The sequence below is a fragment of the Sphingobacterium sp. B16(2022) genome (genome assembly GCF_012030425.1).
GTDB lineage: Bacteria > Bacteroidota > Bacteroidia > Sphingobacteriales > Sphingobacteriaceae > Sphingobacterium > Sphingobacterium anhuiense.
The window spans coordinates 1,040,581-1,062,996 of record NZ_JAAUVN010000001.1 but is presented as its reverse complement, the minus strand read 5'-3'; the positions used below and the strand labels follow the sequence as shown (position 1 = coordinate 1,062,996).

Annotated in this window: 19 protein-coding genes; 9 read left to right on the top strand and 10 right to left on the bottom strand. The window is 38.5% G+C overall.

Features of this window, described 5'->3' with window-relative positions:
* Window positions 1–68: 68 nt before the first annotated feature.
* The 4 genes from HCX49_RS04740 (at window position 69) to HCX49_RS25705 (ending at window position 4,817) form a co-directional block, all read left to right on the top strand.
* A complete protein-coding gene (locus tag HCX49_RS04740; protein ID WP_021191141.1) occupies window positions 69–854 on the top strand; it encodes an N-formylglutamate amidohydrolase in 786 nt (261 codons plus the stop codon).
* Window positions 841–2,679: a flavohemoglobin expression-modulating QEGLA motif protein gene (locus tag HCX49_RS04735; RefSeq protein ID WP_168126338.1), complete on the top strand. Its 1,839-nt coding sequence runs from the start codon at window positions 841–843 to the stop codon at window positions 2,677–2,679. The genes HCX49_RS04740 and HCX49_RS04735 overlap by 14 nt, the downstream gene beginning before the upstream one ends.
* 14 nt (window positions 2,680–2,693) lie before the next feature.
* A complete protein-coding gene (locus HCX49_RS04730) occupies window positions 2,694–3,692 on the top strand; it encodes an ATP-grasp domain-containing protein (RefSeq protein ID WP_132840382.1) in 999 nt (332 codons plus the stop codon).
* A 165-nt stretch (window positions 3,693–3,857) separates the two neighbouring features.
* The gene (locus HCX49_RS25705; protein WP_206368235.1) at window positions 3,858–4,817 is read left to right on the top strand and encodes a helix-turn-helix transcriptional regulator; all 960 of its coding nucleotides are present in this window, start codon (window positions 3,858–3,860) and stop codon (window positions 4,815–4,817) included.
* Window positions 4,818–4,870: 53 nt separating this feature from the next.
* Here the strand turns inward: HCX49_RS25705 and HCX49_RS04720 are convergent, their stop codons facing one another.
* From HCX49_RS04720 to HCX49_RS04685, 8 genes are all read right to left on the bottom strand, one after another.
* On the bottom strand, window positions 4,871–5,341 hold the full coding sequence (locus HCX49_RS04720; RefSeq protein WP_168126337.1) for a DinB family protein: 471 nt from the start codon (window positions 5,339–5,341) through the stop codon (window positions 4,871–4,873).
* A gap of 70 nt (window positions 5,342–5,411) precedes the next feature.
* Window positions 5,412–6,950 carry a SulP family inorganic anion transporter gene (locus tag HCX49_RS04715; protein ID WP_168126336.1) on the bottom strand — a complete coding sequence of 513 codons (1,539 nt, stop codon included), beginning with the start codon at window positions 6,948–6,950 and terminating at the stop codon, window positions 5,412–5,414.
* Window positions 6,951–7,110: 160 nt separating this feature from the next.
* Window positions 7,111–7,971 carry a glycerophosphodiester phosphodiesterase family protein gene (locus HCX49_RS04710; RefSeq protein ID WP_168126335.1) on the bottom strand — a complete coding sequence of 287 codons (861 nt, stop codon included), beginning with the start codon at window positions 7,969–7,971 and terminating at the stop codon, window positions 7,111–7,113.
* Between the two features lies 1 nt (window position 7,972).
* A complete protein-coding gene (locus HCX49_RS04705) occupies window positions 7,973–9,169 on the bottom strand; it encodes a purple acid phosphatase family protein (protein WP_237682717.1) in 1,197 nt (398 codons plus the stop codon).
* A gap of 31 nt (window positions 9,170–9,200) precedes the next feature.
* Window positions 9,201–10,853, bottom strand: coding sequence for a SusD/RagB family nutrient-binding outer membrane lipoprotein (locus tag HCX49_RS04700; RefSeq protein WP_168126333.1), 1,653 nt, complete (start codon window positions 10,851–10,853; stop codon window positions 9,201–9,203).
* A gap of 13 nt (window positions 10,854–10,866) precedes the next feature.
* Window positions 10,867–14,514: a SusC/RagA family TonB-linked outer membrane protein gene (locus tag HCX49_RS04695; RefSeq protein WP_237682716.1), complete on the bottom strand. Its 3,648-nt coding sequence runs from the start codon at window positions 14,512–14,514 to the stop codon at window positions 10,867–10,869.
* A 127-nt stretch (window positions 14,515–14,641) separates the two neighbouring features.
* Window positions 14,642–15,616, bottom strand: a complete 975-nt coding sequence (locus tag HCX49_RS25505) for a FecR family protein (RefSeq protein WP_021191128.1) — start codon at window positions 15,614–15,616, stop codon at window positions 14,642–14,644.
* Window positions 15,617–15,681: 65 nt separating this feature from the next.
* Window positions 15,682–16,299: an RNA polymerase sigma factor gene (locus HCX49_RS04685; protein ID WP_021191127.1), complete on the bottom strand. Its 618-nt coding sequence runs from the start codon at window positions 16,297–16,299 to the stop codon at window positions 15,682–15,684.
* A 537-nt stretch (window positions 16,300–16,836) separates the two neighbouring features.
* On the opposite strand from HCX49_RS04685, the gene HCX49_RS04680 reads away from it, so the two are divergent.
* Window positions 16,837–17,382, top strand: a complete 546-nt coding sequence (locus tag HCX49_RS04680) for a hypothetical protein (protein WP_168126332.1) — start codon at window positions 16,837–16,839, stop codon at window positions 17,380–17,382.
* Window positions 17,383–17,487: 105 nt separating this feature from the next.
* Window positions 17,488–17,760 (top strand): hypothetical protein, encoded by a 273-nt coding sequence (locus tag HCX49_RS04675; RefSeq protein WP_021191125.1) that lies wholly within the window; start codon window positions 17,488–17,490, stop codon window positions 17,758–17,760.
* 126 nt (window positions 17,761–17,886) lie between these two features.
* Here the strand turns inward: HCX49_RS04675 and HCX49_RS04670 are convergent, their stop codons facing one another.
* Together HCX49_RS04670 and HCX49_RS04665 are read right to left on the bottom strand one after the other, a co-directional pair.
* Window positions 17,887–18,582, bottom strand: a complete 696-nt coding sequence (locus HCX49_RS04670) for a hypothetical protein (RefSeq protein ID WP_168126331.1) — start codon at window positions 18,580–18,582, stop codon at window positions 17,887–17,889.
* 274 nt (window positions 18,583–18,856) lie between these two features.
* Window positions 18,857–19,333 carry a hypothetical protein gene (locus tag HCX49_RS04665; protein WP_021191123.1) on the bottom strand — a complete coding sequence of 159 codons (477 nt, stop codon included), beginning with the start codon at window positions 19,331–19,333 and terminating at the stop codon, window positions 18,857–18,859.
* Window positions 19,334–19,542: 209 nt separating this feature from the next.
* On the opposite strand from HCX49_RS04665, the gene HCX49_RS04660 reads away from it, so the two are divergent.
* The 3 genes from HCX49_RS04660 (at window position 19,543) to HCX49_RS04650 (ending at window position 22,332) form a co-directional block, all read left to right on the top strand.
* Window positions 19,543–20,154: a hypothetical protein gene (locus tag HCX49_RS04660; protein ID WP_021191122.1), complete on the top strand. Its 612-nt coding sequence runs from the start codon at window positions 19,543–19,545 to the stop codon at window positions 20,152–20,154.
* A gap of 141 nt (window positions 20,155–20,295) precedes the next feature.
* A complete protein-coding gene (locus HCX49_RS04655) occupies window positions 20,296–20,967 on the top strand; it encodes a DUF6624 domain-containing protein (protein WP_021191120.1) in 672 nt (223 codons plus the stop codon).
* A gap of 148 nt (window positions 20,968–21,115) precedes the next feature.
* A protein-coding gene (locus HCX49_RS04650) for an IS3 family transposase (RefSeq protein ID WP_168126330.1) occupies window positions 21,116–22,332 on the top strand; the annotation gives its coding sequence in 2 pieces (ribosomal slippage) (window positions 21,116–21,449 and window positions 21,449–22,332; 1,218 coding nt in all).
* Window positions 22,333–22,416 lie beyond the last annotated feature (84 nt).

Here is a 22,416-nt window from a genome sequence, read left to right as displayed (position 1 = left end):
ATTCAAACTATTTGTCCACGAAATTGTTTACTAGATATACGATCTACTTAATTTAAGCAAAGAATAATATGGAAATAGAATATGTATTGGAAGAAAAAGGTGGACCAGTTCTAGCGTTAGCTATACATGATGGACATCAGATTGCCCCACAACTATCACCTATCATGAGTCTTTCAGAATCCGAACGATTACGAGAGGAGGATCCTTACACGGGTATGCTGACAGATCTAGACACTAATCGGCTGATTATTAAAACCTCCAGATTCCAAGTAGACCTTAATAGACCTATTCAAGATTCCGTATATCTACGCCCTGATCAGGCATGGGGGCTTAATGTATGGAAGCAACCTCCTACTAAGACAATCTTAGCACAACTCAAACAATCTTATCATTATATTCAAAAAGTTCTTTCGGGAATGATTGAAAAAAGCATTCAGCAAAATGGGTATTTTATCATTTATGATATCCATAGTTACAATGCTAAACGATCGGGTCCTGATGAAACAGTCGACACCTACGCAAATCCAGAGATAAATATTGGAACGATCAACAATAAAGGTATTTGGAGGCCTTTGATCGACTCATTTGTAAAATACTTGAAAGAACACAATATAAATGAAAACCAGATCGACGTACGTGAGAACGTCAAATTTTCAGGTGGTTATCTTTCCAAATGGGTCACCAGTAAATATGGTCAGAAAGGATGTGTACTTTCTATTGAGTTTCGTAAAGACTTTATGAATGAATGGACAGGAACTCCTAATCTTGATCATATCGAGTCATTAAAAAAACTATTACGATCTTCTGTATCGTATATCAAAAACAGCTACCAAAGTCACTATGGATCAAAGTAAAGCGATTACGAAAGCAGTTACATCCATCATACAAAAAGAGCCCGTTCATATACAGTTTTCGAAAGATAGTAAACTTGTTCTCAAACGCATCATTCCGCTACTTTTGGTTTACCGGATCCCTGTGGAAGGCAAAGATCAGATGATATCCACTTTGGTTAAATCGGAATCTTGTTCTTTAGTAGGCAAATCATCAGATCTGGATTTCAATGCGGTGATCACGCCAATAATAAGACAGCTTATAGATGAATTTGGTGCATGTCAATTGATCGAAATCTGGCAGGATAAAGAGATGGATACAGACGTCGCCATCCATATTTCACAGAAATCAGCACTTCCTATTGCTCAAAAATTTATCAAAGATTTAGAATCGGATGAACAGAATATGTTCTTGTCTACTGCTATAAAAAAAGAGACAAAGTCACCAAAAAATAGAGATATAATTCCTATTATCAACCCATTGGCAGAGGAATTTAAACAATTACTTTACATGGGTATTGCACTGAAACCGCATTATAATGATGTCACGACTGGAAAGGTCTATCCGCTCATTCTGCGCAATTATCGGGAAATATTTACAAAAAGTTTACGCAAGAGTTTTCTTGAATTTATCAGACTATATACATCATTAAAGGTATCACAGTTCAGGATGCTCAAGACAACTGAACTGCAACCCCTTATTATGGAAATCGATCAGAATTTAGCTTCTGAAAGTCAGAAATTCGACTTTTTGCTCTTAGTCAGTCCTTTAAATACCCGTGAAGCATGGTTACAATTTAAGAAAGATAAATTTTTAAAATCGCCAAAATTTAGATATAGACCCATGCCAATAGATCCGGAGCTGGTGAAACGCAATCTTTATAATCTACGTATTGAAGATATTGATGATCCGACTATCGCTTATCTTTTTAGGGATAAACGTAAGGAACTTGATGCTATGATGACCATGCTGATTGATCGTGGCAATGAAGGCTTTATGCACGGCAGCCTCCAAGTATTCGGAAATGTCAATGACAATTTACTGGAAACCGCAAAGGCTATACTACTGGTATACGAACAACACAGCAAGAAGCCGGTGCCTCCAAAAAAAATGATCAATGCAACCGAATTCGCCAAATTGGCAAAGGAAGAGCTTCATTATCTCAGACAACAATTTCCTTCACTGGAGACCGGCGTCCGGATCCGCGAAGATATCACAGGCATCATGGTCAACCGAGGTGTATTGAACATCAGCAAATATTATGAGGTTGAAGCGAGCAGAGCCATTGCCCTCATACAGCATGAAGTAGGTACCCACATTGTTACCTATTTCAATGGCAAGTCGCAGCCATTTAAACTGTTCAGCCTGGGTGTACCCGGCTATGAGCAGTTGCAGGAAGGACTTGCTGTGTTCTCCGAATACATGGTCAACGAGCTTAGCGGAGACCGTCTACGGATTATAGCTGCACGTGTAGTGGCAGTACACCATATGCTAGCAGGGCATAATTTCAGCGATACCTTCTTCTTATTGGTAGATCATTATCATTTCACAGAAGAAATAGCCTTTCATATCTGCACCAGAGTATACCGCGGTGGTGGCTTAACAAAAGATGCTCTCTATCTAAAAGGCCTCATGAGCATCATTACCTATATCCGTGAGGGAAGAGAGCTCTCTCCTTTGCTCATTGGTAAAATCAGGGAAGACTATATCCCCATTGTTGAAGAATTAACACAAAGAGGATTATTAAACAATCCGATCCTAAAACCACGCTATCTGGCAGAACCTTATTTACAGAACTTAGAAAAAATCAAATCAGGAGACAATATTTTCAACCTTTCAAATCATTAAAAGCACTTTCCTATATGAAAATCGCATTCATCATCAATCAGACACACAAAGAAAAGGCTAGCTTCACAACAACATTGTTAGCCTACAAAGCGCTCCTACGTGGCCACTCCGTCTATTATATCGGTCTTGCTGATTTTGTTTACCTAGATCAGGATAAAATAGCCGCTCATGCCCGTGCAGTACATCAGATCGATGGTATAGCAGATACCGATCAATTGATTGATAAATTACGGTCTACCGCCAAGGAAAAAATATCGTTACGGGAGCTAGATATTATTTGGCTGCGATTTGACCCCGTTCTTGACATGATCAATAGGCCTTGGGCAGCATCTATGGGATTACAGTTTGCTCAGCTCGCACAAAATCTTGGTGTACGCGTTCTTAATAATCCACGCGCTCTCGTTGATGCGGAAAATAAACTTTACCTCGAAAACTTTCCCGAAGAAATCCGTCCCCACACGATCGTGACACGAAATTACGATGACGTGAAGCGGTTTTTTGAAGAGCAAAACAATAAAATTATCCTGAAACCTTTAAAGGGTTCGGGGGGAAAAAATGTCTTTCTAGTCAATGAGCAGGAAAGTAAAAACCTCAAACAGATTGTTGAGGTGATCTGTCGCGACGGTTATTTAATCGCTCAGGAATATTTGCCCGATGCACAATATGGCGATATCCGTTTTTTCCTTCTCAATGGGAAGCCACTGCTCGTTAATGGAAAATACGCTAGTGTGCACAGAGTACAATCAGCGGGAGAATTGAGGAGCAATATCCACCAGGGAGCCAAAGCCCAAGTTGCTGAGATCAGTCCCGCACTACTGCAAATGGTACAGAAAGTGGCCGACAAACTGATGCAGGACGGGATGTATTTCGTAGGACTGGATATTATCGGTGACAAAATAATGGAAATCAACGTTTTTAGTCCTGGCGCACTGCTACAGGCATCAGAACTTAATGGTGAAGATTATGCTACTGCTATCATCAAGGATCTGGAAGAAACAACAATCAAAAAATAAGGTAGCACAGCATTCCTATTGAAACAAGGCATCACACGTGATGCCTTGTTTCAATAGGATGTGTACCAAAAGGTTCGAATAAATTTATCTCTTTCAATCGTTGTCTTCAAAAATTATTCTATATCTTAAACCCATATTTAATAGCATTCAGAAGAAAACATCACAGTGGAACAGCTCAATCGATTTGATCGCATATTAGCAATATTAATTCAACTTCAATCCAAAAAAACGGTCAAAGCACAAGAACTAGCAAGCCGTTTTGAAGTCAGTTTACGGACCATATACCGTGACGTTAGAAGCCTGACTGCGGCAGGCATTCCAATCATTGGTGAAGCAGGATTAGGTTACGAACTGGTTGAGGGTTATAAGATTCCTCCAATGATGTTCACAAAAGCAGAAATCACGAGTTTTGTAGCCGCTGAGAAGCTGGTGTTTAAATTTATCGATAAGGAAATGAAAGATCATTTCTCTTCGGCCATCTATAAGCTGAAGGCGATTATACGGAGTTCCGATAAGGATTGGATGGAAACTATTGATAAACATGTGGTCATGAAATCTATTTCGCATAATCAGCTGAGCTCAGCACTTCCCAATACTTTGACGACTCTATTTCAATGCATCGCCCAGAAAAATGTATTGGAAATTAGCTATCAGGCTACCTATCAGCAAGAACCTAGCGTACGTGACATAGAACCCATCGGTGTGTTTCATGAAAGTAATTATTGGTACATTTATGCTTTCTGTTTGGTAAGAAACGACTATAGACAGTTCCGTACAGATCGCATCTCTAACATTAGAATATTGGATCAATTACAATTTAAACAACATCCTGATCTTGAACAATATCTCGCAGAACGAGAAAAGGAAGCCAATTTTACGCGCGTAGTACTTCATGTCGATCCACAATTTGCGCATTATCTACATTGGGAACGTAAATATTTTGGCTTTAAAAAAGAAAGCCTGAATGATGGTATGGTCGAAATGGTATTTGATGTCAAAAATGCTGACATGGGATTCGCACGCTGGTATATGATGTTCGGTGACCGTGCAGACATTATTAGCCCCCAATCTTTAAAAGACACGGTAAGGTCCTTACTGAAATCTCAGGCAGAACGACTGGCATAAAAAATACCTCCAGAGAGCAGCTTACTCCCTGGAGGTATTAAGTTTTAGCGGTATTAACGCTCCCAAAAGAATGGAGGCTCAATCCCCAAAATTCTCAGATAAACATATCCTTGCGCTCGGTGATGAATCTCATTATCGATAAAATATAAAATATTTTCAATGACAGGAAACTCATATTGACCGAACAAATTAAATCTCTCGTGAAAATTTTCTTCTTTAAGTTGCGCCCATAATTGCTTAAGCTCTTCCGTATGCTGATCCCACACTTCTAAAATGGCGGCCTTGCTTGTATACTTATTTGCTTCAGCATATGCTTCCACCTGTCTATTGACTATACCCGTTAAACCGGGAACAGCAATCGATATCAGTTCATTTGCCAATTCACCAAATGTACGCATACCAGGCACAGCATAAGTGAAAAGCTCTGCTTCAGGAAACTTCTCGATCGTTCTTCTAGTCAGGTTTCTATGACCTAACCAATGTTTCAATAATTCTTCTTTGGTAATAACTGCTACTGTATTCATATCGCTTTATTTTTAATTGATAAATCAAAATTACAAGCAATAGTGACAGCCTATTGTCAGCAGTAAAAAATTATTTTGGCATTACTTTATAAGTCGGATCATTTTCAGAAGCCTCAATCTCTACCGGACTGTTTGCTTTCCTCATGATGGCTTTACAATCGGCACTCAAATGGCGTAAGCGAAGTGTTTTAGATTGACTTTTGTATTTGTATCCAAGTTTATTAACGGCATCTATAGCGCTCATATCTGTAATCTTACTTTCCTTAAAATCAACGATTACAAGATCAGGGTCTTCATTGACTTCAAATTTCTCTAAAAACCCAGCTACTGATCCAAAGAATAGCGGACCATATATTTCATACACCTTATTTCCGGCTTCATCAATCGTTTTTCGCGCTCGAATACGTTTTGCATTATCCCAAGCAAATACAAGTGCCGAAATCACCACCCCGACCAGTACAGCCAAAGCCAAATTCTTCAGTACAATAGTAATCAACGCGACAAGCATACCGACAATTATATCAGACTTGGGCATTTTAGTGATGATACGGAAAGAAATCCACTGAAAAGTTCCAATAGCCACCACCATCATTACCCCCACTAAAGCAGCCATCGGTATCTGTTCAATAAATGGAGAAGCAATCAGGATGATCGTCAAGATTGTCAAGGCTCCGATAATACCGGAAAGTCGTGAACGAGAACCTGCATTAATATTGACCAGCGTTTGTGCCACCATAGCACAGCCTCCCATCCCTCCAAAAAATCCATTTACCAGATTCGCCGTTCCCTGCGCCATAGCTTCTTTATTAGCGTTTCCTTTCGTATTTGTCAGTTCATCGACCATTGATAGGGTCAAAAGCGACTCAATCATCCCCACAGAGCCCATAATCAGCGCAAATGGAAAGATAATGGTTAGTGTCTCCCAAGTAAAGGGTACAGAAGGAATATGAAATGCCGGTAAGTTTCCTTTAACAGAAGCGATATCTCCCACTGTTTTGGTATCGATCTTAAAAATATACACGAGCAAGAAGGTGGCCAATATGGCTACTAATGATGCTGGAATCGCTTTAGAAATCTTAGGGAATAGATAGACCACTAATGCTGCAAATAGCGTAAGCCCTAACATAATATAGGCTGTAGCACCCGATAACCAATGTGTTACTCCTGAAGAATCTACAATCTTAAACTGCTCTACCTGAGACATAAAGATAATTACAGCTAAACCATTAAGAAAGCCATACATCACGGGTTGCGGAATCAGTCGGACGAACTTCCCAAATTTGAAAGCTCCTACCATAAACTGCAAAATACCTGCCAGTACAACAGTAGCAAACAAATATTCAACACCATGCATGCTGATCAACGCAATGAGTGTGACGACAGTTGCTCCTGCACCGCCAGAAATCATTCCCGGTCTCCCACCCAAAATAGCCGTGACCAAGCCCATTATAAACGCGGCATAGAGACCCGTCAAAGGAGAAAGACCAGCTAGTATAGCAAATGACAATGATTCTGGAATCATGGTCATCGCCACAGTCAACCCTGCTAAAATTTCTACTCTATAGTTTATTTTACCATGTGGATTTAGATATCGAAGTATTGCGCTCATTAAACTTTTTTTTTGCAAAAATACACAAGCATCCGCAGATCCTTGTGTATTTTATATTCTTTTTGGTTAGCATTGAAAATGCAACAAGAGCACTACTCAATTGAATCGACAAAATAATAGCGCAAATGATTAGCTGTTAAATCGCATCCTACGAAAATCTTTACTGACGATGCATTCCCGAAAGCATATTTTTCCAGAGAGATGGATTATCCGTCTGTATAATCCTAACATAAGGGTGTTTTTTAAGGAACATGTCGTAAACAGCGCTTCCTTCACGAAGAGCTTGTTCATCGGTATCGCCCAAACTATTCATCCACAAAATAACACCCTGATCTTTAAGCTTTACTAATTCATTATAATTATCGAAAGACTCATCAATATGAACAATGGAAGTCCGTTTGGATTTTAGTATCTCATGCAGATCCTTCATACTCCGTGCACGAGGAAAAAGAGTGATACGAGGATTGAGCCTATAAAACTTTTCGATAAGTCGGTGGTCGTATAAAAAGAAAAGAACTTCATCTTCCATATTTTCTGCAGCAATCAATTCAAAAGTTTTTGCCACATACTTTTCGTCTTCTTCCTTAAAGTCAATATCCAAGATAATTTTGCCCTTACATAAACGCAACACTTCTTTCAACGTTGGAACACGATCGTTAGAGGCTGCACCTGCAGGTGTATCCCGTAAATACATGTCTTGTATTTCAGCATAGCTCAGGTTACTGACTTTCCCCTTACCAGTCGTTGTGCGGTCTACCGTGCCATCATGCATCAAGATCAGCACGCCATCTTTGGTACTGCGAATATCGATTTCTACAACCGAAACCCCTAATTCGATCGCCTCCACAATGGAGGCTATCGAATTCTCAGGACATTGTTTATGTGCTCCACGGTGAGCAGCAATATGCTGTTCTTTATGCGCTAGCTTTGTCAACAAGCGTTCAGATTGACCATAAGCAACTGAAAACAAAATGCTTGAACCAAGCAACAGAACACGCACAGCAGTTAATACATGTATCATGTTATTTCTTAACGAGTTCAAATGAATCAAACAATTGCCCATTCAGTTTATAACTTGAAAAGTATAGTTTACTATCTGTAACCCGAATAACTTGGTAGAGCTGCGTCTGCGCACCTGACACTTCCATCCAACGTTCCGAATCAGAACCATACATCTTTGGTCCTGCTACAGAAAGGAGATATACCGGACGAACTTTACCAGCTGTTCCTCGTGCATAGGTATGATCATGTCCCTGCAAAACCAAGTCTACGCCATATTTTTCAAAAATAGGTCTAAAACGTTCTCGAAGAATGGTATTGTCTCTATTCTTTGCTGTTGAATAAACCGGATGGTGCATAACCACAATATTCCATTTGGCTTTTGAAGATGCCAAAACCTCCGTTAACCATTGTTCCTGTTTTTTAGCAGCAATAGAATCTAGCATGATCAATTGCGAATTTAAAGAGATCATGCGCACATCTTGATAATCTAAATAATACACCGCATCTTGCATTCCCACTGGTCCATTTTTAGGAAGATTAAAATGCTTTTTCCAATGCGGATCTAAGACCAGCTGCTCCAAAGAGTCTCTGCGGTATTCGTGATTGCCTGGTGTGGGTACAGCAGGTATCATCTGATGGATAAATCCAGCTCCTTCATGCCATTCCCCCCATTCGCTATCGTTGTTTGAACGGTTTATCAAATCGCCAGCATGGACAATAAAACGTGCATTAGGCTCCTGTTGAAAAGCTTTTCTAATAGATCGGGACCATTTCGAGCGTAAATCATTCTGCGCATCGCCCAGGTAAATAAATGAAAAATCACCCTTTACATCAGCCGTACGAAACTGATTCCACGCACTCCAATTCGTGCCATCCCCTACGCGATAGGTGTAGATTGTACCAGGCTTTAGGCCTTGAAACGAAACCTGTCCATAGTTATCCGCAGTCTGACCTTCAATTTTCAATGGACTCGTTACACCTAATACTGTCTGTGCAGATTTCTCTAGATCAGGGCTGCTCTGCTCCTCTACAACCTGCCCCACAGCTTTAGTCGCATAACCATTTATCCGCCAACTTACAGATTGTGTCGTTGATGGTTGATCTGACCAAGTCAACGTGATACGATCAGGATATAGGCCTCGGTCGTTCGTTTGTGCTGTTCCTGTATATAGGGCACAGCACAGACTCAAGGATAAAATTAAATTCTTTAAAATCATTTTCATCAATATTAATGGTGTACATATAAAATTACCATGGCTTGTTCGTTCCTTGTAACGACCAAGATTTAGACCATGCACTATTTTCATTATCTGCTTGTGAGTAGGCCGTTTTTTCAATTCTAGCCAATGCTTCTGTTGCATTTTTTTGATTCACACTCATTTCATTCTGCATGTATGGAATACGTAATGGTAATTGAGAACGAATCGCAGCAGGCCCAGCTTTCAATTGCGGATAGCCCGTCCTTCTGTAGTCAAACCAAGCCTGCGTTGCTGTTGACCAGTTAGAAATCCATTTCTGCTCCATAATCTGTGCTTGGGTGTTATTAAAGGCGACACCAGGCTGTTGGATATATACATTATACGCATCTTCTTTGCCCCAGGTAGCGAGCGAATTGCGTACACCCTGCTCATAATAGGCCTTTGCAGACTCTGGCAATGCCCATCCCTTCCATGCCGCTTCAGCTAATATAAAACTCACTTCAGATGCCGCCAGTAGTCGAGCTTTCAGTATTCCCCCCTTAGCTGCTTTATAGCTATCATTGAGGTAAGAAACATGCGGATTCACCGACGTTTGTCCAGGACTCGGATTGAGATTATAAGCCGATGGATTTTTAGAACCACTGGGTGGTAGCCCTACATATTGAGCATCCACATCCACCGCAATACCTTTCACCACATCGGGTGAAACAATGCGTACACCGTTCACAATTTTATCCGTTCCACTTGGTTCAGTCGTACGAACCTCAATCGGGATTTCCACCCTTTTTGCCCAAACTGCAATGCGTGGATCATGAAGAGCTTGCAAGCGATCAACAAGTGTTGCACACATTTTCATCCGGCGAAAATTACTCCCACTTGCATCATAAACGGTATTCGAAGGCCAAGAATCTGATGCATTATTTCCCATAAAACTCATCAAAACCTCATCTTCTGCAGATGTAATTATGGGAAAATCAGCCGGATGAGCCAGCATATTTTCTATTCCTTGCTTAGCAAATGTATTTTCTTTTTCAGCGATTCGCATGTAGTAACGCAACGCCAATGAATTCGCAAAACGGCGCCATTTTGCGACGTTACCCCCAAAATAGATATCTGCACTTGCCAAAACGTCATAACGGCCATTTGGTTTTGAAAATAGGGTATTTGCCTGTTTCAGCTCTTCAATTATTCCTTTGTAGATCACGTCTTGTCGATCAAACTTTGGGAAGTTGTACTGCACTCCGCCCTGTTCAGCTTTCAACGCATCGGTATAAGGGGCATCGCCCCACAAATCTGTGATCAAGCCAAACAGATAAGCGCGCATGACCAGTGAAACTCCATGATGAAAATCAAGCCCCAGTTCTTCAGACCGGCGACGCATCAATTCATTATCGCGTAAGAATCCATAATAAGCATCCCAACTTAATATCCCCCCAGTCCACTCATAATCATTGTGCGAATCAAACCAGGCATCCAGTTGGGTGTATTGAACTACACCACCTAGATCTGTAAAACTGAGATCATTATATTTACTTCCTGCACCAGCAAGTATCGTAGGTAAAAGTAAATTTGGATTTGCGTCTTCCTCACTAACACCATTGGGATTGATATTGATTTCCGTGAGATCTTTACAGCTCCACAAGCAAAAACTTATGGCGGATACAAATAATGCTATTTTTATAATTTTAAAATAATTGTTCATTGTTGGCTTTATATTAAAATGTGATATTAACTTTAAATCCGATAGGCATAGCCCAAGGAGTCACGTTGTAACGCTCTATCCCCTGCTTAAAACCGACTCCGACCTCAGATTGAAATGCCATTTCTGGATCAATTCCGACCTTAGCCTTTGTCCATAAAAGTAAATTACGCGTATAGACCCCTACACTTCCACCATCGATGCCCATACGGGTAAGCCATTTTCCTTTCAAATCATAACTGAAGGACAATTCTCTTAATTTGATAAATGATGCGTCAAATGTGGCTGCATTCATAAAATCCCAAGGATAATTGTCTGAATAAGCGATATACTTTGTCCCCTCACCTCCGAGATTCTCCTTATATCCTTTGATATTACCCTGAGCATCGTATTCAGCAATAACTCCTGGATTGAATACGCCGAAGTTTCCAACATTTCCACCTACATTGACAGGATAGCCCCCATATTCATCACCAGGCCCACCAACAATAGGATAATGATTGCCTTGTACGCGGACCAGATCATTTTCAATCAAATAATTCCGTAATGACTCTCCTGTCAGTCCATTTGGATTGATCAACTGATCCAAAAACCGTTGTGTAGTCAGGTTCGATTCAAAATATCGGTAAGTTTGAGACATAAATTTACCTCCAAAACGCAGATCAGCGGCAAGGTGCATTGTCCATTTTTTATAACGCAGTGAGGACTGGATACCCATACTGAAATCAGGATTAAAATTGCCGATCTTATTACGGCTATTATTAATACGTACAGCCTGCCAAGAACCATTTTTATCTAAAATAGGATAACCGTTATAGGGAGATGATGGATCTTCAACAGTCACGAGTTTAGAGTCGTACAGATCACCTATTTCTTCCCCTACATAGGTACGTGCTCCACCTCGACCATCTGTCCAGAAAGTATGAAATTCAACACCCTCCGAGAGCTCATTGATTCGTGTGCGATTACGTGACCAGTTAGCACCCAAATCCCAAGTCCAGTTTTCCTTTTCAATGGGACGTCCAGATAATGCCAGCTCTATCCCCTTACTACTCAGTAGTCCGGCATTAATATTTCTCGAACTAAATCCGCTCGAGCTCGGTAATGTCGTAGAAATGATCTGATTTTTATTGTCTAGCGTATAATAGGTCCCTTCAAATTTTAACCTGTTTTTCCAGATTCCGATATCAGCACCAACCTCGTAAGAAGTAGCCTGTTCTGGCTTAAGATTGGGTAAAAGAAGCTTTCCAGAACGTGTGATACGCAACACATCACCCCAGCTTCCGGGATTACTCAGCACATTAAACAAATTGTAGCTTCCGGTATCATTTCCTACACGAGCGATACCACCCCGCAACTTGAAGAGACTCACAGCCGTTGGCAACGTAAAAACACGGTCGGCCAATACGCTCAGGGATGCCGACGGATAGAAGTAAGAACGGTTGGCGGCGGGTAAAGTACTTGACCAATCATTTCGACCTGTCAAATCCAAGTATACCATATCCCGATAACTAAGATTGATCAACCCATAAACGCTATTGACAGCACGCTCTGAAAGACTACTTGCAAAATCCAAGTTCAGCGGACTGATATTGGAAAGACTGTACAAACCAGGAGTGGTTAGGCCAGCACCATTCTTAGAGGCATTTTGTACCGAATTTGATTTAGAATAACGGAGATTACCACCAAGCGATCCTGTTGCATGAAAGTCGCCTACCTTTTTATTATAAGTAGTCAGAAAATCAATATTCTGTTCCATATTCATCAGATTGACAATGCCATAGGCACCTCGTGGTTCATTGGTATAGCTATAGGGTATTTTAGTCTCCCGATTCTCCCAGTATACATCTGTCGCATAGCGCAGCATCATATTCCAATCCTTCCGAATGTTCCAATCCAAGCGCAAATTTCCGAATACACGATCGCGCACAAAACCATTATTGACACCGTAGGCTAAAAAATAAGGGTTATTAAAATTTCCAATTGACTGCGAGCGTTGCTGCAACCCCTCCTGTCCAGGCATCCAATAATCTTTCAGATCCAAGATATTGATGTGAGGTGCGACTTCATATGCCGCCTGCAAAGGATTTGTTCCGCGATTGGTAGCCGGACGATTATTTGAATTGTTTCGACTCGCATCCAGAGACATTCCCAATGAAAGATTATCCCGTAGACGCATCGTTGCATTAATATTTAATGTATTTCTAAACAAATCGGCGTTAGGTACAATACCTCTATTGTTCATATTAGAATAAGAAAAACGATAATCGAGTCGCTCACTGCGATTAGCCAATGAAATGCCATTGGTACTCGTTATTCCAGTCTGTACAAAATTTTTAATATTATTCGGGTAAGACTTTAGTTCTGTCGGGATCTGATTTCCATCGGCATCACGTGGACTATTCCATTGGATGGCCTTATACCCTTTATCCAGAGCAGGCCCCACCATATAACTGGATTCCTCTTCAATCTTCAGATCGCCGGCGAGATCTCCGGGTTTCCAGGGCATGGTACCACTTGCAAATTTGTTATGCAAGTCAATGTAATGATACGGAATATCGAAAACGGTATTGCTGGTCACGTTTATAGTCATTTTCTCCGCATTCTTACCGCTTTTGGTTGTGATCAAAACAACGCCATTACCAGCTCGCGATCCATACAGAGCCGCGGCACTGGGTCCCTTTAAAACAGATATGTTTTCAATATCTTCTGGGTTGATATTGGAGATCGCATTGCCGTAATCGACTTTATTATCATCACCGATTTGGCCGATGTTATTGAGCTGATTCATTATCGGTACGCCATCAACGACAAACAGAGGCTGATTGTCACTACTAAGGGATGAAGCACCACGAATCACCATACTCACCGAAGAACCCGTAGGACCTGTGGCACTGATCGCAACCCCCGGAACTTTTCCTGCCATCGCAATCATAAAATTATCATTGTTCACCCGATTCAGATCTTCCCCCTTCACTGTACCTACAGCATACCCAAGGGAACGGTCCTGCCGTTTGATTCCCAGAGCTGTGACGACCACTTCTCCCAGTTCATTTTTATTTTCTTCTAAAATGACAGACTGTACCCCAGCAGAATTAGCATCTATCTTTAGCGCACTTATTTCCTTGGTTCCATAAGAAATATGGCTAACCAAGATGTTATAAGTACCCGCCGGAACTTTCAATTGAGCATCTCCCTTAGCATTGGTTAGCACACTTTGACCGTTAGATCTAATTTTAATAGATGCTCCAGCAATTGGCTTGCGTGCATTATCGCTGACATGCAGACGCAGATTAAAGGTCTGCTGCACTTCTTCGGTCACCAAAACAACAGCACCGTTTACCTTTTTTGACTGGATATTGGTATTTCTAAAAATATAGCGCAATACTTCTTCAAAACTTGCATTTTGAAAAGTACGCTCTTTTACCAGAACTTTCTCCAATTGTAAAACTTGCTTGTCATAACCGATACCGAGACCAGTTTGCTGCGATAGAAGCATGAGCGCCTGCGAAGCATTACCTGCTTTTAGATGGATATTGATTCCTTCTGATTTAACTTGCCTGCTATGGGCATGAATTGAAGTTGCTGTAACTTCAGAGATAAATACAAATGAGCTGAAAGCTAATGCAGCAGCCAATGTGCTGAGCTTCGTAATTTTATACATATATTTGCATTAATGTTTATCATTTAACATGAATTAAGGGTGCTCACTGGTCGATTTTGCGGTTTGCCAGATGAGCACTTTTCTATTGAGAAACTCCCCCCGTTTCCCAACTTTAACTGTTTTAAGTTTAGTGATGTAGTATTATTTCATTTCCTTCCCTCCTAAAATTAATTTGGTGAATATGACAGATCATATGAAGAAGCTGATCGACCGATTTTACCTGCGGTAAAAGCAGTGAATAGCTAAAACGATCTGTATACAAGCTGTCACTGCGTAAGATCAAGCCATAACGGTTGTAAATAAGTTCCTGCAATTCCTGAAAATTAGCGCCAGACATTAAAATACCTCCACGTGTCCAGATATCGGCATGATCAGCATTAGTATCAAACAGTTTACAGCTCCCCAGATTTTTTTCATATTGTAAACTTTTTCCTGCTGTAAGCACGTGTAATGATGGATTTATCTTGCTCCCGACACGCACACGTCCCGTTTTAACAGCAATGGTAATATTTTTTGATTGCTCGGAATTATTGACATTAAAAGAAGTACCGAGCACAGCAATGGTCAATGCTCCCGTTTCGATAGAAAACGGATGTAGTGTATCGCGCTGCACATTAAAAAAGGCTTCTCCTTGATCCAGATAAATTTTTCGGCTTTGCAGATACTCCTGTTCATGATAGCGAACCTGAGTATTTCCATTTAGCATTATGGTGGAATGATCTGGAAGTTGTAACTCCATTTGTTCACCTGGGCGCGTCGAAATCTGTGTGAACACAATTGAAGCCGCCGTGGTATCTTGACGGAAAGGCTGCGACCTTTGATAGAGTAGCAAACCTGAAACACCGAATATCAAAACTGAAGCTGCAATAGAAATCCAGCGGAGCCGTACCACGCGCGCCTGTTTTTTAGTTGCTTGAATGGCAGGAGGAAATGCCGCGAATATCGCTTCCTTTACTTTGGTTTTATGCTGTTCATCTGTAAAAGGATCTGTTGTACCAGAAGACACCTCATCATACCAGCTATCGACGTTCTTTTTTTCCTCATCAGATAGTTTATCTGCCAGGTAACGCTGTATTATATTTTTAAACTCTTCTAAATTCACTTGTGTGCTGTTGTTTTACTTACTACAGGTGAAGAGGTTCAAAATACTTTAAGAAACTGTTTTCTTTAGGTTAAGAAATTATGAAATAGATAGGTGCTCGCTAAAACGAGTAAAATATCATCGTGGTCGGCGAATCGTTGCGTCAGATCTTGCTTCAATATTTTCTTTGCTTCATACAGATGATTTTTTACCGTCTGCTCGGCAATACTCAGTTTTTGAGCAATCTGTTGAATGGAGTAATTATCATTTCTCAAAAGATATACAGCCTGCATGGTTTTGGGTAACCTGGCTACAGAACGATCTACTATATTTTCTAATTCCTGGTACTGCGCATGTGTATTATCGTTTAGAACAGCAAACTTATCCATCCTATACAACATCTTTTCCATGATGCTTTCGCGTACTTTCTCTGTGGCATAATGATTTAAGATCCTATTCTTGATTGCCTTAAAAAAATAGGGTTTTAACGATTCGTAATCCTCCTTAAGCAGGTGGCGTTTTTCCCAAATCTGAATAAATACTTCCTGAACGATGTCTTTTGAAATCGCTTCATCCTGCAAATGCTGGTAAGCTACTGTATATAACTCTTCCCAGTAAGAATCAAAAAAAAAGGTAAAAGCTCGTGGATCTCCATTTTTAAATCGAGACAAATAAAAGATTTCCTTCTTGGTTTGGGTAGACATGACCTGACAAAGATAGGTCGAAGATATTACGCCAATATTAACTTACCATCAACCTTACGACATGCTTATTGGAATAGCCTCAGGATAATGTAAAACTCCTCAAGACCTATTCCCATAAAAGGATAAGCATGATCACGATGGACGGTCAAAAAACACATATATACCTAAGCCTTTCCAGAAAGGAAGCGAGGAGATACCAACCTGCACAAAAGACACCTATGGTAATAATACGACAAGATATTATTAATAAAGATTTTCCGACATGACGCGATAGATATCAAGTGAGATAAAAACACTAGGATTAAGCGTCAAAATAAGTTTAAATAATTCCGCATAAGATCACTTAAAGTGCTACAACTTTGAACAATCTATTTATGTCCAGTTATAACTGATCGAATTATATCACAAAATAAAAACACTTAGTATGAGCAGTATATCCTAACCATAGGAAATTATGGAATTAGATGGCTCAATTTTTGATTTCTTAGGAGAAATCTATTATTAAAACAGATAATTTTATTACAAAAAAACAATTACATGAAGAACTCCTTTAAATCACTATTTACCAAACTTTGTACACTCCTTCTGATATTTTCTGTCCTACAATCCTGTTCTGAAACTCCAGATAAATTCTTTGGTGTAGCGATTTTAAATACCAATACCATATCAGATTTTGGAACGCCCAGATTAGCAAAACAGCTTAATGACAATACGATTGAGTATCCTGACATCCCCTCAAGTAAAAAGAAAGGCGATGAGGCATCAATTGTTGTTCAGAATAAAATTCTTTACTTGGAAAAAGTCCTTAAAGATCTAAATGCACTGTCAACTAATACTGATGATAGAGAAGAAATCAAAAAACAAGCTATTGCTCTTTATGAATTTGTATTACCGGTATATAAAAATGAGTATACAACCTATGCAAAATTATGCGACACGAAAGCTTCCCAGCAACAAAAAGATGAAATTATAACATCAATTGAGAAAAAATACAACGTTGAGTTTGAAAGGCGTCTCATGTCACTTACAGCGCTAGGAAAAGAATTTGCATCCGAAAATAACCTGAATGTAAAGTGGGATTAAGTTCAGTCAATTCAACTATAATTAATGTGGGGCATCATATTACAAAAGAAATCCAACAGAAGTTACAAACTTCAGAATCTCTACTAATCTTCAAAATCTATCATAATGATTTATAAAGGCTGGGGGTTTATTGCCCTTCTTATTCCTGTATGTGCAATATTGATTGGTATTTACTTTTTTGGAACCAATGGAAATTCAAGTCTGCAACTTTTCCTATACAGTCTACTTGCTTCGACACCGATACTGTTTATTCTTGGTATAAAAATGAATAAGAATGCGCGCCACGAGATGTGGTTCATTCCTGTGCAATATTGGGGAATCATTTGGGCGGTTATAGCGCTTGTATTACTTGCACTAAAAAACACGAACATCATTTAAACACAATAAACCCCGCACTATATCGGGGGGGTACCAAAGAAAGTGCAATCCTGGGATTGCACTTTCTTTCTGAAGAAATCATATTGTCATAAAGAGCCCAGGAAGTACTCTTTATGTATTTTAAAATTAAAATATCATTATAGGATATACATCATTCGCTTTTTTTATCGCATTATATTCTCTAATATAATTGGAGAATAAATCATAGTTCAGCTTTTCTTCATTTTCAAGTTTTGCAGCAAGTTCAGGTTCATCAGCAATCATTTTTGCTAGATTAAGATAACGATTTTTCTTCGACATCTTTCCTATAAGTAAACCTGAAATTTTCAATTCTGCAATTTCACCAGTGGAACGTTTCAATGCGTAATAATAATTACTTGATGTTGAAAAACCATTCATCATCTTACCGTTAGCACCCATTATCATACCGCCACCACTTTGTTTTCTAAAGTTATAAACTATAATATCACCATCATGCAGTATTTCCGTAAAGAGCGGTTTCTTTTTCAATTTAACCTTTTCCTTGATGACATACATTTTTGGGTCAGAATCCCTAATTTTCTCAATCCCCACTTCAATGAATGAAGTTGCATAATGCTTCTCTTTTTTATGATTATAGATACGGTAAAGCTGTGGCGGATAATAAGTTTTCTTTTCACTGTCAACAAGCATTTTGACCTTATTGCTTTTTACTGAGCCAATTTCACCATAAATCGTATCCCCTTTCATCGTAATCACATAATCTTTCAATTCTTGAGCTCTAACTTGGTGCGTCGTTATCATCCCTGCAAATAATGAGAGGAAGAACATTATTTTTTTCATAAATTAATAATAGATAATTAGTCGCAAATGTAATAATAATACTATTTCCCAAAGAAGACTTATTTCAACCATGGAATGCTAGGTTGAAGTTGCAATAGATTTATCAATTGTGGTATTGAAAATAAAGAAACCAATTTAATGTTTATCTAAAAGAAAGAGAATAAAACACCCTAAACCAACCTGATATACTAAAGAATATATTTGAAAATTAGGATCCGCACCTACCGTCCAAATATATTCTTATTAGAAATGATAATGTAATCAAGAACTTAAATTAGAATTTAGGTTTTTTAATGTTGATCCATGTTTTATTCGGTTCTTTAATAAGGTCTCCCGGCAATATTCTATTCAGTATAAAGTCCTCCTCCTTAACAACATATGAAGTGGGGCTTTCAGACTCTGGAACATAAACCATTTTAAAGATTGCATCAGGATCTGAACAACTAATATCAGATTCTACGACTTGGATATCATTGCTAGCCAACCAGGCAGCAAGCTCCTCATTGTCAAATTGTCTGATGTAATTAACTTCTGTATCAAAATTTTTTAATTCGATCGCGGCCAGTTCCGGAAAAAAAGTGGTCAGATAACTCTCATACGCTTTTCTATCATTCTTTCTCAAAGCATAATTTTTGACAATGAGACGATGAGGATTATATTCAAAGTTGAAATCATTCGGATTTTCAACAAACCCATAATGCTTATCATAAGCGATAATACGGGTGTCCATATTTAATTTATCTTCTTCCATAATTATACTTTAAAGTATTAACAATTAAAATCACCATATTGTTCAAGAGAAAACTTTGAAGTTAACGCTTTACTTTAAATACAACTATTGACAAGCTACTGCTTTTAATTCTCCTACAATTACAAACTTAATTTCATGGTCTTGTGATTTTTAAAGAAATCAATTCCTATATTTATATAGCTTATAATACCTAAAATATATCAAATAACATGTTTAGCTATAAGAACCTGCTCTATATTATTTCACTTTTTGTATTCTTTGGTTGTCATGGACATCATGCAATTAACTCTAAAGATCCAGCAGAAATCATAGAGAAAAAAGAACAGTTATCATTAAACAAAGATTATTCAACACTTGGAGACCTGATTTACACGATTGATTTTCAAGTAAAAACAGATAATGTAAATGATTATGAAGATGGTTTCATTCCTTGGATACAATTAGAAAAACCCGATGCTGACATGGCCAATCTTCATAATAAGGATGAAATTGTACTGAACAACTCTTCAGTAGAAATACTTATAGACTATCCCTTGAACAAGGAATATAAGTTCACGATAACATCAGAAAAGGGTTTTACCAGAGAACAATTATTACATGCAATCAGTAAACAATATTACATGCTCTATGAGGAAGAAGAAAATAGTGCTACGGTGAAAACGGTTCCATTAGAGAAAAGAACGACCATGTACAATCGAAATGAAACAGATGGTAAATACGGAATTTGGGGGCATGATATAGCAGATTTAGTTCTTTCCAGCATTTTAGTCTACAGATCAAATAATGGAAAAACAATACTTGCACTTCAGATTGAGTCCTAAATCAGTACTGCGAACTATTGACCTATGGCATAAAAATCATCAATAAAAATATCATTTTTGACAGAAATGCATAAATTGAAACGATCACCATCCCAACATAAATGTAAAAAGCTCATTTGATCAATTAAAATAAACATATATATGGACAAAAAAATAATATTACTTTTAGCAAGTTACATTTTAGGGTTTTCAAATTCATATGCACAGGTGACTTCATTTAACATTGACAGCACCAAATTCAAAAAAGAGGTAACATTGGAATTGGATTCGATCTTCTTTAAAGATCAAGAATATCGAAAACAGTATATACAACTTACTAGAAATGGTGCCGATAAAAATGAATTAGCCATTGCATCCAATAATATTCGAATTGCCGATTCGCTCAATCTGATAACAGTTACAAAAATACTTGACCATGATGGCTGGATGGGACCACAGGACATCGGTATGTTTGCCAGTCAAGGTCTATTTTTAGTTATTCAGCATGCAAATTTAACTATTCAGGAAAAGTATCTACCAATAGTCGAGGAGGCTGAAAAGAACGGTAAAACCTTTTCTAGTAATTTGGCCATCTTAAAAGATAGAATTGCCGTCCGAAAAGGCCAAGAACAGCCGTACGGAAGTCAGGGATTCACCGACAAAAAGACTAAGAAAAATTTTATTTATCCAATTATGGACATTAATAATCTTGACAAAAGAAGAGCTGCTATGGGACTTCCACCCATGGTAGAATATGTACCTGGATGGAATATAGAAAAGTACAATACGGATTTACCTGAGATAAAAGAAGCTATAAAAATAATGAAACAGTAACCACGAAATCCTCAGGTTCATGAAGAACTGCATTTTTCCTAATAAGATTAAGTTCAGTTGAGCACATAAAAGCCTCCTTCAGTAGAAAGAGGCTTTTTTATTTGTATTGTCCCGTCCTGAAATAAGTTGACATCTAACTCAGCTTATTATGAAAAAAGAACTAAAGAACAATTTACGACGGAGTCAGCGAGATTATAGCCTAGCTTTTAAATTATCTGTTGTCTGTCAAGTCGAAAAAGGCGAACTCACCTACAAGCAAGCACAATCTCGTTATGGTATCCAAGGACGGAGTACGGTTTTGGTTTGGTTAAGAAAACTTGGTAACTTAGACTGGAGTTTACCAAAGCAACACGCTATGAATAAGCATATTGACCCTAGTCCAAAACAACGTATTAAGTTGTTAGAAAAGGCTTTGAAAGATAAACAGGATCGCAATCTAGTTTACAAAACTATGCTTGAGATTATGGAAAAAGAATATGGTATGATCGTGCCAAAAAAGTTTTTACCCAAACAGTCGAAAGGCTTCGAGAAAAAGGATTAATAAGCCTTTCCAAAGTCTGTAAACTGTTTGGGATTAGTCGGCAAGGTTACCACCAAAAATTAAACCGTATCCATTCCCGGTTATTAGAGCTGAAACAAATTAAGCAGGAAATTCTGAAAGAACGGATGTACCTTCCCCGTTTAGGAACGCGTAAGCTGTACTTTATGTTGAAAGAACGATTTAATACGCTTCACATCAAAATAGGCAGAGATGCGCTGTTCAATTTCTTACGTTCGGAACATTTATTAATAAAGCCCGCAAGAAGTTATATCAAAACAACCAATTCAAAACATTGGTTGCATAAGTACCCCAATCTTCTAAAAGAGAAAAAAGCTGTCAGAGCAGAAGAAATATGGGTTTCTGACATCACTTATATTCAAACTAAGGAAAAAACTGCCTATTTAAGTTTAGTAACGGATGCTTGGTCTAGAAAAATTCTAGGATTTCATTTACATCATGATTTAAGCACTGATGGTGTCGCTAAAGCATTAAAAATGGCTATTAAATCAAGAACAAGCCATCTTCCTTTGATACATCATTCGGATAGAGGATTACAATATTGTTCAATGCAATATCAAGAAATACATCGTAAAAACAACATTACTTGCTCCATGACTGATGGTCATGATTGTTATCAAAATGCTCTTGCTGAGAGGATAAATGGTATATTGAAAAATGAGTTTATGATTAGCAGGCCTAAAAACATAAAACAAGCAAACACCATGATTAGGCAATCAGTGAAATTATATAATAATAGAAGACCACATACTGCATTAAAATATAAAACACCTAGTCAAGTACATAAACAAAAAATCCTTACTTGAAATAGTCAAGTAAGGATAATTATCGTTAAATTTATATGTCAACCTATTCTAGGACGCTACAAAGTCTTTAGAATTATTAATAGA

Coding starts and splice junctions, on each gene's coding strand:
- HCX49_RS04660 (WP_021191122.1), top strand. CDS start 19,543: ATGTTTAGCTATAAGAACCTGCTCTATATTATTTCACTTTTTGTATTC.
- HCX49_RS04700 (WP_168126333.1), bottom strand. CDS start 10,853: ATGAACAATTATTTTAAAATTATAAAAATAGCATTATTTGTATCCGCC.
- HCX49_RS04695 (WP_237682716.1), bottom strand. CDS start 14,514: ATGTATAAAATTACGAAGCTCAGCACATTGGCTGCTGCATTAGCTTTC.
- HCX49_RS04675 (WP_021191125.1), top strand. CDS start 17,488: ATGATTTATAAAGGCTGGGGGTTTATTGCCCTTCTTATTCCTGTATGT.
- HCX49_RS04720 (WP_168126337.1), bottom strand. CDS start 5,341: ATGAATACAGTAGCAGTTATTACCAAAGAAGAATTATTGAAACATTGG.
- HCX49_RS04685 (WP_021191127.1), bottom strand. CDS start 16,299: ATGTCTACCCAAACCAAGAAGGAAATCTTTTATTTGTCTCGATTTAAA.
- HCX49_RS04680 (WP_168126332.1), top strand. CDS start 16,837: ATGAAGAACTCCTTTAAATCACTATTTACCAAACTTTGTACACTCCTT.
- HCX49_RS04715 (WP_168126336.1), bottom strand. CDS start 6,950: ATGAGCGCAATACTTCGATATCTAAATCCACATGGTAAAATAAACTAT.
- HCX49_RS04710 (WP_168126335.1), bottom strand. CDS start 7,971: ATGATACATGTATTAACTGCTGTGCGTGTTCTGTTGCTTGGTTCAAGC.
- HCX49_RS04730 (WP_132840382.1), top strand. CDS start 2,694: ATGAAAATCGCATTCATCATCAATCAGACACACAAAGAAAAGGCTAGC.
- HCX49_RS04740 (WP_021191141.1), top strand. CDS start 69: ATGGAAATAGAATATGTATTGGAAGAAAAAGGTGGACCAGTTCTAGCG.
- HCX49_RS04665 (WP_021191123.1), bottom strand. CDS start 19,333: ATGGAAGAAGATAAATTAAATATGGACACCCGTATTATCGCTTATGAT.
- HCX49_RS04670 (WP_168126331.1), bottom strand. CDS start 18,582: ATGAAAAAAATAATGTTCTTCCTCTCATTATTTGCAGGGATGATAACG.
- HCX49_RS04735 (WP_168126338.1), top strand. CDS start 841: ATGGATCAAAGTAAAGCGATTACGAAAGCAGTTACATCCATCATACAA.
- HCX49_RS04655 (WP_021191120.1), top strand. CDS start 20,296: ATGGACAAAAAAATAATATTACTTTTAGCAAGTTACATTTTAGGGTTT.
- HCX49_RS04705 (WP_237682717.1), bottom strand. CDS start 9,169: ATGATTTTAAAGAATTTAATTTTATCCTTGAGTCTGTGCTGTGCCCTA.